Consider the following 12,033-nt stretch of genomic DNA (forward strand, 5'->3'; position numbering starts at 1 on the left):
GGCGGGGCGCTGGAGAGCTGGGACGGGGCCCAGGCTTCGGTCCAGGCGTCGCGGGTGGCGTTGCCGAGCAGGACGAAAGCCAGCACCGTAAGGCCAACGACGCCGCCGGCGGCCACCAGCAGCCAGGGCGACCGCAGCAGCACCTGGGACGCCTCGCCCAGCACGCCGCCCCAGCTCGGGTTCGGCAGCACCACGCCGAAGCCAAGGAAGCTCAGGCCGTTCTGGATGACCAGGGCGATCGCGGCGAACAGGCCCGCCTGCACGATCACCGCGCTGGAAACGCGAGGCAGCACATGCCTGGTCATGATCCGCACCCGGGATAGCCCGAGTACCTGGGCGGCCTTCACATACAGGTCCTCGCGTACCGTCAGCGTTACTGACCTGACGATGCGGATCAGGCCGGCCGAGGCCAGGCCGCCGAGGACCAGCATCGGCACGATCAGCGAGCCGGGAAACACCGAGAAGACCACCAGCAGGACAACCAGGCCCGGCAGTGAGAGCAGCAGGTCCGCCGTCCGGCTGATCGCGGAGTCGGCCCGGCCGCGCAGGTAGCCCGCGGTGATGCCGAGCGACACGCCAAGCACCAGCCAGGTCGCCACCGCGCAGACCACACCGATGAGAGCGGGCCTGGCTCCGTAGATCAGCTGGCTGAGCACGTCCCGGCCGAGCTGGTCCGCGCCTAGCAGGTGAGAGCCGGACGGCCCGGACAGCGCGGCGGGAAGGTCCTGGGCCTGCGGGTCGTAGGGTGCGATCAGGGGCGCGAACACCGCGCAGACCAGCACCAGCAGCAGCCATGCGGCAGCCGCCACACCGACTGGCTTGCGTGCGAACCGGCGGATCACGCCGCACGCACCCGGGGGTTAAGCTGGCCGTACACCACGTCGAGCAGCAGGTTGACGGCGACCACGATCAGCGTGAAGTACAGCACCACCCCCTGCACCACGGGGATGTCATGCTGCGTCGCGGCTGTCGCGAGCGCCGACCCGAGTCCGGGCAGCGCGAACACCGACTCGATCAGCACGCTGCCGCCCAGCAGCGCGACCACCACGATGCCGACGACCGTCACCAGCGGGATAGCGGCGCTGCGCAGTGCGTGCTTGAACAGCACCGACCGGCGCGAAATGCCATTAGCCTCGAGCACCCGGATGAACGGGCTGCGCAGCGCTTCCCGCATCGCGTCCCTTGTCTGCACCGCGACGATCGTCATCACTCCGAGGCCCAGGGCAGTCCAGGGAAGCACCAGCGACTTCAGCCAGGCGTCCGGGGACTGGAAGAACGACACGAAACCGGACGCGGGGAACACCCGGGCCGCGACCGCGAGCGCCTCAATCAGCACCAGGCCCAGCACGAAATCAGGTATCGCGAAGCCGAACACCGAGGTCACCTCCAGGACCCGGCCGGACGGGCCGCCCCTGATCGCGGCGAGGACGCCGAGCGTGACGCCGAGCACGCTGGCCAGCAGCGTCGCACCGAGGACCAGCGTCAGCGAGATCGTCACCCTGGGCGCGAGCATCGTGGTCACTGGCTGGCCGTCGATCAGCGACGTGCCGAGGTTCCCGTGCAGCGCCGCGTCAAGCCAGTGCCAGTACTGCACCCATACCGGTGCGTTGAGGCCGAGCTGTGCGGTCAGCTGACGCAGCTGCGCCGCGGATGCGGTCGGGCCGAGGATGACAGCGGCCGGGTTGCCTGAGGCCAGCGACAGCAGCACAAAGCTGAGCGCGGACGCGATCAGCAGCAGCGGCACGGACCACAGCAACCGCTTGACGATGAGCCGGGTCACGACGGGTCACGCTCCCAGCAGGACTGCGATGGGAAGATCAGCGCTGGACGTGCCAATGCGGGCCTCGACGGGACCGGACAGGTACCTCCAGCCGGTGCCGGACCAGGTGCGCAAGCGGAAGGCGGGCACTGCCAGCACCGCCGGCACGGTCCGCCCGGCCGGAACGTGCACCGTGGCGAACGCCTTCAGCTCCAGGAACGGGCGGTCGTCCGCCAGCCGGGCGTAGAGCTGGACGACCTCGCGGCCGTCGCGGCCGCTGACGTTCGTTACGGGGACGGTGACTTGGTATCCGTCCGCCGTCGCCGCCGCGGACGCCTCGCCCAGCCGGAAGCTGGCGTACGACAGGCCGAAGCCGAACGGGAACGCCGACGGCACCGTGTGCCCGCGGTAACCCATCGCCAGGCCCTCGCCGTAGCGGACCTCCTCCTCGGTGCCCGGGTAGTAAGGCCAGGACGGCGCGTCTTCGGCGCGCGCCGGGAACGTCACCGGAAGCTTGCCCGACGGGTTCACGACGCCGGTGAGCACGTCGGCGAGAGACTCCCCCAGTTCCTGGCCGGGGTACCACAGCTGGACGATCGCGGCGGCCTGGTCCGCCCACGGCATCGCGGCCGGGCTGCCCGTGTTCACGACCACGACCGTGCGCGGGTTGGCAGCGCAAACCCGGCTGATCAGGTCGTTCTGCGCTGGATCGAATCCCAGGTGCGGCCGGTCGACACCTTCTGTCTCAACCCCGTGCGGGTGTTCAGCCACGACGATCGCGAGGTCGGCGGCGGCGGCCAGCCGGACGGCCGCCGCCAGATCGGGCGCGGGCGGGATCAGCCCCGCCTGCAGCCGGAGCAGGCCCGACTCGGACCACGGCTCGTAGTCGATGACGAGTTCAGCCGGTCGTCCCGCTTCCAGGGCAATGTCCGCCCGCTGGGTGATACGGCCCAGATCGAAGATCACGTCCCGGCCGCCGGCAGACCGCTGGTCCAGCAGGACCTGACCGTCGACGGTCAGCCTGCCGTGGCCGATGGCGGCCAGCGTCAGCTGGTGGACGCCATTCTCGGCCGGGATGATGCACGCTGTAACCCTGACCGCGAGGTCGCCGGGCTCGTAGCCAGGCAGCACAGAATCGAACCAGGACATGGACAGGGACACGGCATATTCGGTGGCCAGTACCTCGCTATCGGGGGCGCCGCGGCGGCGGTACTCGATCTTGATGTCCTGCGCGGTCAGCGGACGCGGGCGGGTCTGGTCGGCCCAGCCGCGCGCGAACTCCACGGTGGCGTCCGGGGCGAGGCGGGCTTTGATGGCGCTGAGCGGGCCGGACACATACGGCGGGTTGACCTGGCAGGACCCGCCCCCCTGCGGCTGGCCGGCGTCGGCGCCGGAGCCGATGACGGCGATGAGGGCACCGGGTGCAACCGCGAGCGGCAGGACGCCGTCGTTCTTGAGCAGGACGATGCCGCGGGCACCGGCTTCGCGGATCAAGGCAGCCGGATCCTCTGGCGGAGCGGTCATTGGCCTGTACTGAGTGCGGTGCAGCAGGCGGAGCACCCTGCGGGCCGAACGATCGATGTCCTCACTGCTGAGTTCGCCGGTTTCGAGGGCCTTGAGGAGCTTGTCGCCGCGCAGCTGAGAAGGGCCGGGCATCTCCAGGTCCAGGCCGGCCGTCAGGGCCTTCGCTGTGGACTGGGTGGCGTACCAGTCGGAGACTACGACGCCGTCCCAGGCCCATTCGTCGCGCAGGACGGTGGTGAGCAGCCAGGGGTATTCGGTGACGTACTCGCCGTTCAGCTTGTTGTAGGCGGCCATGATGGACCAGGCGCCGGCCCTGGCCGCGACTTCGAACGGCGTGAGGTAGAGCTCCCTGAGTGCCGCATCGCCGATCTCGGAACTGGCGGTGTGACGACCGGACTCCTGGTCGTTGCAGACCAGGTGCTTGACGCAGCAGGCGACGCCCTGGGACTGGACGCCTGCGATATACGCGGCGGCCATCTGGGCGGAGAGTTCGGGATCCTCGGAGAAGCACTCGAAGTTGCGCCCTGCGAGCGGGTTGCGGTGCAAGTTGACGGCTGGTGCCAGCAGCACGGCGGCGCCCTTGCTTCTTGCCTCGGCGCCGATGGCCGCCGCGACCTCTGCTACCAAGTCGGGGTCCCAGGTGGCGGCGAGGGCGGTCTCGCACGGGAAGCACCGGCTCACCCCAGTGTGGAAGGTGACGCCGCGGGCGCCGTTCGGACCGTCGGTCATCACGAGGTCGTGCAGGTGCAGGGATCCGGGCGAGCGGACCTGCCAGGGATCCGCACCGTACAGGAGCGCGGCCTTCTGCTCCGTGCTCAGCCGCGCCATGGCCTCGTCGACCCAGGTGTCCTGGGCGTGCTGAGGATCTCCGGTGTGATCGGCCACGCTGTCCCCTCTCGGCAGCAAGACATCGCCCACCATTTATTCAACCTACCGAGTACTCGGTCGGTGCGTGTATTGTGAGCCAGGTCACGCTCTCCGGTCAAGGCGTTCTCTTCATCTCGTCGCCTGCATTAGCGGGACGGGCATAGCGAGTGCGAGGCTGGGCGGAGAAACGTGCGAGAATTCAGGGCAACCTTCGAGGCAGGGACTACGGCATGGCCGACGGCATCACCCGTAACCGAGGCGAAGAGAGCAAGGAGGCGATCCTTGCGGCCGCTAGACAGCTGTTCGCCAAGCGCGGCTACCGGGGGACGTCGCTGGCTTCCATCGCCGAAGCGGCCGGGCTCAGCCAGCCCGGCCTGCTGCACCATTACCCATCCAAGAACGCCGTGCTGCTTGCCGTACTGGCCAGCCGGGACGCCGAAGACTGGCGCCTGTCCACGCCTCAGCCGGAGGCGCCGGGCATCGGGATCATCGATGGGATGGCCTCGCTCGTCGCCCATAACGAGTCCGAACCCCAGGTCGTGGCGCTGTACTCAATGCTGCTCGGCGAGGCTGTAGCCGGGGACCACCCGGCACACGACTATTACGTGCAGCGGTTCGAGCACATCCGCGGCCGCATCACCGAGAACCTGCGTGAAGCCCAGACGGCGGGCAATCTCGCCCCCGGCATCGACCCGGAAGCGCTGGCGAACGTGCTTATTGCCGTCCAGGACGGCTTGCAGTTCCAATGGCTCCTAGACCGATCGGTCGACATGCGTGCGTGCTTTGCAACGCTCGTCGAGATAATCCGCGTCGCCGGGACAGCCAGGCGCACTGCCGTGCCCTAAGTCGTGATGACTCCTGATGGTGCGGATGCTGTTACCTCGGGGTGGAGATCCTTAGTCATGCCGGAGGTTCCCGAGTCGAGGACAGAGATCACTAGCCTTATAGGCGTCACCGGGGCCACGGGCCGACTTGGCGGTCGCGTCGCGCGTCGCCTCGACGATGCCGGGGTATCACAGCGACTCCTTGTCCGCGACCTGGCACGAGCGCCGCGGTTGTCCCGTGCAAGGGCCGCTCACGCTGCATTCAGCGACTACAAGGCCGTCCGCGATGCCCTCGCCGGAGTGCCGACCGTGCTGATGGTGTCAGCGTCGGAGGCACCGGACCGGGTCACCCAGCACACCACCTTCGTCGACGCCGCGGTTGCCGCACGTGTCAGGCACCTCATCTACGTTTCCTTTTACGGGGCGGCACCGGACAGCACGTTCACCCTCGGCCGCGATCACTTCGCGACCGAGCAGTACATCCGCTCCTCAGGCCTGACGTTCACGTTCCTGCGCGACAATCTCTACGCGGATTTCATGACCGCCATGGTCGGTGCGGACGGGGTCATCCGCGGCCCTGCCGCCGACGGTCGCGTCGCAGCGGTCGCGCAGCACGACATCGCAGACGCTGCCGCAGCGGTCCTTCTCGACCCGGCCCCCCACGCGGGGGCGACCTACTCGCTGACTGGGCCGGAGGCACTGTCGCTCTACGACGTGGCGTCGGCCATCACCGGCGCGCTCAGACGGCCGGTACGGTATCGGCCGGAGACCCTGGAAGAGGCGTACGCGTCCCGCGCCCGATACCTGGCACCCGACTGGCAGGTCGACGCCTGGGTCTCGACCTACACCGCGATCGCCAACGGTGAGCTCGCCGCCGTAACCGAAGACATACCCCTGCTCACTGGTCACCCGGCGACTTCACTCGCCTCGCTGCTCCGCCGCGGCGGCTCGGCCTACTGAACGGGCTACGCGGCTCATGGCATACGCAGGACGGGCTTGATCACCTCGCCTGCGTACGACTGCTCAAGCGCGGTCTGGACGTCAGCGAGGTCGAAGTACTGGACGAGGCGGTCGAACGGGAACCGGCCCTGGGCGTACAGGCTCATGATGGTGGTCATCAGCTCGTCGCTGCGGCCGCTTCCGCCCAGTACGCCGACGATGCGCTTGCCCCACAGGGTCGTGAGGTGGTCGAGGGAGAACTCGGCACCGGCTGGCGCACCGCCGATAAGCAGGCAGGTGCCGAGCATTCCCACGGAGTCGGCCGCCTGCCGGACCACGCTGATGACGCCAGTGCACTCCAGGGAGTAGTCGGCGGGCCCCCCACACAGGTCGTGGATGGCCTTGACTGGGTCGTCGGCGGCAGCGTTGACCGTGTTGGTGGCGCCGAGCTCGGCGGCGATGCGCAGCCGGGACTCGTTCCGGTCGACCGCGATGATGCGGGTGGCTGGAGAGTTACGCGCGGCCATGATCGCCGCCAAGCCGACGGTGCCGGCGCCGAACACGGCGATCTGGGTTCCCGGCACGGGGCGGACGGTGTTGAACACGGCGCCGGCCCCTGTGGAGATGCCGCACGCCAGCGGCCCCATCAGCGCCAGCGGCAGGCCGTCAGGCACTCGCACCAGTGCGGCCGCGGTCGTCAGTGCGTAGGTCGCGAATGACGATTGGCCGAAGAAGTGGCTCGACACCGGCCTGCCGTCGAGGCGGCGCAGGGCCGGGCCGCCGTCGAGGCGGCCGCCGGAGACCAGCACCTCACCCAGCCGCAGGCAGTAGCGCGGCTCGCCGGCCCGGCAGTGCCGGCAGGCGCCGCACGACGGCCAGCCGATCACGACCGGATCACCTTCAGCGAAGTCGGTGACCCCGGGGCCAGTGGCGGCGACGGTTCCCGCTCCCTCATGCCCGAGGACCCCGGGCAGCGGGAACGGGAGATCGCCGTGCCGGGTGATCCCGTCGGTGTGGCAAATTCCGGTGGCCGCGAGCTTCACGAGCACCTCGCCCGGGGCCGGGTCGTCCAGGTCAAGCTCGGTCAGGACGAAGGGGCCGTCGAGTTCTTCGACGAGCGCGGCAGTGATGCGCATTGAAAGCTCCTGGAGTGCGGTCAGAAGGGGTACGCGGGAGAGCGATGCCGACCTGCGCCAGGATTGCGCCGGTGGCAGGTTCCGTCACGCCCGCGATGCCGTGGGCCCGGGTTTCCAGGACCCGCCGATGGAGATACCGCCCTGCCATTGCACTCACAGGACAGGTCCGCCCCCAGAGGACCAGCCGCCGATGCACCGCAGGTGAAGAGAACGCCTTGACCGGAGAGCGTGACCTGGCTCACGATACATCAACAGACCGAGTACTCGGTAGGTTGTCGCTAGGCGGTGAGCGATGTCTGGCTGCCGAGGTGCATCGCTTCCACCCGCACCAGGCGGTGAAGGATTACCGGATGCCAGGAGGTATGCGTAATGCAAAACGCCGAAACGGCGACGGGAATCCTGCGTGCACGCGGCAGGCGGAAGCCAGTCGCGAACTGCACGTGAAAAACCGCTGGAGAGCCGGATGCGCTGAAAGGTGCCAGTCCGGTTCGGACCGGGGGGCGCCGGAAAAGGACCTGAACCACAGGCACCTCGCCGACGGCCCACCGGTGTACCTCAGGTTTCGCCAGGCTGAGCCAGAAGGTCCCAGACACCAAAGTTGGCCTGACCTGCGATAACCGGACCCCGCGCGACGCCGTCAGACGAATCCGGTATGCACGGCAATGCATGGCATGCAGAAGATGGCTCGAATCCCTGTGGTTCGATAATCTCTCGTGCGCGGGAGCGAGACGGGCAGCGTTTGATCTTTTCGGGTTAACGGGCGAATACCTTGTCCATCACCTCGGCGCCAGTGGTGATCACGGGGCGCAGTTCGCGGCGGTAGACCAGTTCGGTGGTGCTGGTCTGCTTTGCCCGGCCACCCGGGCGATCTCCTCCACCGCCTTGAGCCGGTCGGCGGCCTTGGCGGCCCTGCGCTCGCGCAGCGCACGTAATGGCCGAGCTTGGGATGGTGCGCCGGTAAATCAGTCGGCGAACGCCCGCCCGACCCGGCCGGGTCGGGTGCTGCCGTCACGACCTCGAGGACTGGCCTGCTCGCCGCGGTCACTGGGTCACCGATCCGGACAGTGCGTTGTGGGCCAGGTCCTCGTTGCGCGCCAGGTGCTCGTCCAGGGCCCGGGCGGCGATCTCGGGGTCGCGCTTGCGGAACTCGTCGATCAGCAGCTGATGCGCTTCGCGGCGCCGGTCATGCTCGCCCGGGTCCGGGTCGAGCAGCCCGAAACCGATCCGCACGTACCGTTCGGTCGCCCGCTCGCTCATCATCAGGATGCGAATGTCCCAGGCCGAGGCGGCCGACGCGACCAAGGCCAAGTGAAACGCGCGGTGGTCGCCGTAGATGTCATCCATGCTGCGCTCGGTGCCGCCGAATTCCGCCGCAGCCTGGTAGAGCTGGTCGAGTTCGGCATCCTCGAGTAGCGGCACCGCGCGGCGGGCAAGGTCGGGCTCGATCAGCCGCCGGACGCGGTAGATCGCGTGGAACTCTTCGAGATCAAGCGGGGCCACGGTCGCGCTGCGCCCGGGGGGATTCACCACCAGGCCCTCGGCCTCGAGCACGCGCAGCGCGTCGCGGACCGGGATGAAGCTGACGTCGAGCTGTTCGGCGAGCTTCCGCAACGACAGGCTCCGCCCGGGCGGCAGGCCGCCGGCCAGGATCGAGCGGCGGATCTCGTTGGTCACCTGCTCCGACAGCGACCGGGACTCGATGGGACGGACCGATCCGGAACTGGCCGACGCGATCGTCATGTCCCGCTCCCGTTGCATGTCGAGGCTCAAGGCTGTTTCGCGACGATATCAAAAATATCAGTCCGTTGACTGTTATCACATATCAGGCTTACGGTGTGACCCACAGCACGCCGGAACCCAACGAGGGGATACAGCATGCGGCTGGCCGTCATCAACAGCCGCCTCGCGCTGGTCGACGAGCGCGGCGCCATCGACGTCGCAGCGGTGAGCGCGGGCATCTTCTCGCCCGACCCACAGGCCATCTACCAGCAGTGGGCCCAGTTCACCGCCTGGTACGCGGCGAGCCCGGCGACGATCGCGGCGGCTGAGGCAACGCCCTATGGCGCGGACGAACTGGGCGCACCGGTTCCGCAGCCGCGCCAGGTGTTCGCCATCGGGATGAACTACCGCGCGCACGCCGCCGAGGCCGGCCTGGGCACGCCCGAGTCCGACCCGGTGGTGTTCGCCAAGTTCCCGTCCTCGGTCACCGGTCCCACGGCGGTAGTGGAGCTGCCGTCCGACGCCGTCGACTACGAGGCCGAACTGGTGGTGGTGATCGGCAAACGCGCCCACCGCACCACCCGCCAGGACGCATGGACCCACGTCGCCGGGCTGACCGTTGGCCAGGACCTGTCCGAGCGGCTGGTGCAGTTCCGCGGACCGACCCCGCAGTTCTCGCTGGGCAAGTCCTTCCCCGGCTTCTCCCCCATCGGGCCGGTGCTGGTCACCCCGGACGAGTTCGCCGACCCGGACAACATCGAGATCGGCTGCACCCTCAACGGGCAGCAGATGCAAAAGGGACGGACCAATGACCTCATCTTCACCGTCCCCCAGCTGATCGAGTCGCTGTCCGCCGTCGTCCCGCTGCTGCCTGGCGACCTGATCTTCACCGGCACACCCTCGGGGATCGGCTGGGCCCGTGACCCCAAGGTCGTGCTCCGCCCAGGCGACCGCCTGGTCACCCACGCCGAGGCCATCGGAGAGATGACCATCACGTTCACCGCCGCCTGAGCTCGCCGCCAGAGCAGAAGGAGACCGATATGTCCAAGCCTAAGTTCGCCCACAACGTCTTCCAGACCGCCAACCACGGGGCCATGCGCGACTGGTACTGCACCGTCCTCGACGCCCACGTCGTGTACGAGGACGCCACCTTGACCTTCCTGACCTTCGACGACGAGCACCACCGGGTGGCGCTGCTGCACCCGCCGGTCGAGTTCCAGGCCAAGACGGCCAGCACCGCATCGCTGCACCACTCGGCCTACACCTTCGACAGCATCGACGCGCTGCTCGAGCGGTACACGATGCTGCGGGACAAAGGGATCACCCCCGCGGTGTGCATCGCCCACGGCGTGACCACCTCGATGTACTACCAGGACCCGGACCGCAACTTCGTCGAGCTGCAGATCGACCGGTTCGCCGAGCCCGACCAGGCCACCGCCTACATGAACGGGGCCGAGTACGCCGCCGACTCGGTCGGCCCCGCATTCGATCCCGAGGAGCTGCTGGCCGCCCGCCGCGCGGGAGCGAGCGTCGAGGAGCTGTCGGACCGGTCTTGGGCGCTCAAGGCAGATCTTCCCAACCCGCTCGGGGTGCTGATGGGCGGCTGACGCCCGGACCGTTCATCTGACACCACCCGCATGAGGCAGTGCTGCCCGCTGCCGATACAGCTCGCGAGCGACCCTGGAGCAAACATGCCTGACAGTGAATGCCTGATCTGCTCGATGGAAGAGTCTGACCCCGCTTCGCGGGTTTTCCTCGACGAGCTGTGGGCGGCCGAGGTTGCCCCTGGCTTCGAGGTGCCCGGCTGGTTCTTCCTGCGCTCGCGCCGCCACGCGGAGAAGCTCACCGGCCTCGACGAGGCCGAGACCGCCACGTTCGGCCGTCACGCGCACGATCTGGTCAGCGCCGTCGAGCAGGTCACCGGCGCGCCCGCTGTCTACCTGCTGTCGTTCGGGGAAAACTACCGTCACTTCCACGCCCTGGCCGCCGCGCGCGGCGAGCAGGTGCCGCCGGAGTTGCGCGGGTGGGGGCTGCTGCAACTGCTGGCCGAGGGCCGCGACGTCCCGGCCGCGCAAGCCCTGGCCGGGGACGTCAGGCTCGCGTACGAGGAGATAGTCCGCGCCCGCGAGCACGCCGCCGTGCGCTGACCACGGCCGCACGTTCAACCAAAGAGAACCCGATGACCACCAGTGCAGATCCCACCACTCCGGCGGCAGCGGGCCCGCCCTATGACCAGAGCGTGCTGCGCGAGATCGCCCGCCGCGTGCTGTGGCTCTCGGCGGCGATCGTCGATGCCGCCAACGCCGGCCGGGCCAACCACTCGGGGGTCAAGGTGGGCGGCCACCAGGCGTCGAGCGCTTCGATGGTCGACATCATGACCGCGCTCTGGTTCGCCGAGCTCACGGCCCTGGACCGGGTCTCGGTCAAGCCGCACGCCTCTCCGGTGCTGCATGCCGTCAACTACCTGCTCGGCGATCTCGACGAGTCCTACCTGCCGACCTTGCGCGCCCAGGGCGGCCTGCAGTCCTATCCCTCCCGGCTCAAGGACCCCGACACCGTCGACTTTTCCACTGGTTCGGTCGGCATCGGCGCGACCGCCGCGCTGTGGGCGGCGGTGGCGCACCGCTACATCGCCTCCCAGTTTCCCGGCTCTCCGCCGGCCGGCCGCTTCATCAGCCTGCTTGGCGATGCCGAGCTCGACGAGGGCGCCATCTGGGAGGCGGTCGCCGATCCGGCGGTGGCCCAGCTGGGGGAACTGCTGTGGGTGGTGGACCTTAACCGGCAGTCCCTGGACCGGGTCGTGCCCGACATTCAGATCGAACGGCTGCAGGGCATGTTCGCCGCGGCCGGCTGGCAGGTCGTGACGGTGAAGTGGGGGCGCCTGATCAGCGGGCTCTTCCAGCGTCCGGGCGGAGCAGAGCTGCGCGCCCGGCTCGAGATCATGCCCAACGAGGAGTACCAGCGGATGCTGCGGGTGCGCCCGTCCGAGATCGCCGACCGCATCATCGGAACGAACGGAAGCGAGCAACTCCGGTCCTTGCTGTCCACCATCGAGCCAGCCGAGCTGGCCGCGGCGATCCGCGACCTGGGCGGCCATGACCTGGGCCTGCTGGTCGACACCTTCCGTGGCATCGACCCCAACCGCCCCACGGTCGTGTTCGCCTACACGATCAAAGGCCGCGGGCTGCCGACCGAGGGACATCCCAACAACCACTCCGCGCTGCTGACCGCCGCGCAGATGCAGGCCCTGGCCGACGCCAGCGGG

General features: G+C 68.8%; 10 protein-coding genes and 1 pseudogene. 6 read left to right on the top strand and 5 right to left on the bottom strand.

Annotated features, from left to right (window positions below; genetic code table 11):
- The 3 genes from WA805_RS01345 to WA805_RS01355 form a co-directional block, all read right to left on the bottom strand.
- A partial coding sequence (locus WA805_RS01345) for an ABC transporter permease (protein WP_425241458.1) occupies positions 1-809 on the bottom strand: 809 nt, incomplete at its 3' end.
- A gap of 29 nt (positions 810-838) precedes the next feature.
- Positions 839-1,780 (bottom strand): ABC transporter permease, encoded by a 942-nt coding sequence (locus WA805_RS01350; protein WP_424559524.1) that lies wholly within the window; start codon positions 1,778-1,780, stop codon positions 839-841.
- A 6-nt stretch (positions 1,781-1,786) separates the two neighbouring features.
- On the bottom strand, positions 1,787-4,168 hold the full coding sequence (locus WA805_RS01355) for a beta-glucosidase family protein (protein ID WP_425241459.1): 2,382 nt from the start codon (positions 4,166-4,168) through the stop codon (positions 1,787-1,789).
- Between the two features lie 212 nt (positions 4,169-4,380).
- Between WA805_RS01355 and WA805_RS01360 the strand changes: the two genes are divergently transcribed.
- Positions 4,381-4,995: a TetR/AcrR family transcriptional regulator gene (locus WA805_RS01360; protein ID WP_425241460.1), complete on the top strand. Its 615-nt coding sequence runs from the start codon at positions 4,381-4,383 to the stop codon at positions 4,993-4,995.
- Positions 4,996-5,052: 57 nt separating this feature from the next.
- A complete protein-coding gene (locus WA805_RS01365) occupies positions 5,053-5,934 on the top strand; it encodes an SDR family oxidoreductase (protein WP_424562848.1) in 882 nt (293 codons plus the stop codon).
- 14 nt (positions 5,935-5,948) lie between these two features.
- Here WA805_RS01365 and WA805_RS01370 read toward each other — a convergent pair whose 3' ends face one another.
- Together WA805_RS01370 and WA805_RS01375 are read right to left on the bottom strand one after the other, a co-directional pair.
- On the bottom strand, positions 5,949-7,049 hold the full coding sequence (locus WA805_RS01370; RefSeq protein WP_425241461.1) for an NAD(P)-dependent alcohol dehydrogenase: 1,101 nt from the start codon (positions 7,047-7,049) through the stop codon (positions 5,949-5,951).
- 1,041 nt (positions 7,050-8,090) lie between these two features.
- Entirely contained in the window at positions 8,091-8,789 is a 699-nt protein-coding gene (locus tag WA805_RS01375; RefSeq protein WP_422290232.1) for a GntR family transcriptional regulator, read from the bottom strand.
- A gap of 135 nt (positions 8,790-8,924) precedes the next feature.
- Between WA805_RS01375 and WA805_RS01380 the strand changes: the two genes are divergently transcribed.
- The 4 genes and pseudogenes from WA805_RS01380 to WA805_RS01395 all read left to right on the top strand — a co-directional run.
- Positions 8,925-9,779 carry a fumarylacetoacetate hydrolase family protein gene (locus WA805_RS01380; RefSeq protein WP_422290231.1) on the top strand — a complete coding sequence of 285 codons (855 nt, stop codon included), beginning with the start codon at positions 8,925-8,927 and terminating at the stop codon, positions 9,777-9,779.
- Positions 9,780-9,808: 29 nt separating this feature from the next.
- On the top strand, positions 9,809-10,375 hold the full coding sequence (locus WA805_RS01385; protein ID WP_422281948.1) for a VOC family protein: 567 nt from the start codon (positions 9,809-9,811) through the stop codon (positions 10,373-10,375).
- An 84-nt stretch (positions 10,376-10,459) separates the two neighbouring features.
- The gene (locus WA805_RS01390; RefSeq protein WP_422281950.1) at positions 10,460-10,915 is read left to right on the top strand and encodes a hypothetical protein; all 456 of its coding nucleotides are present in this window, start codon (positions 10,460-10,462) and stop codon (positions 10,913-10,915) included.
- Between the two features lie 32 nt (positions 10,916-10,947).
- Positions 10,948-12,033 (top strand): annotated as a pseudogene (locus WA805_RS01395) (pyruvate dehydrogenase); the annotation flags it as partial.

The organism is Trebonia sp. (genome assembly GCF_049794275.1).
Classification (GTDB): Bacteria; Actinomycetota; Actinomycetes; order Streptosporangiales; family Streptosporangiaceae; genus Trebonia.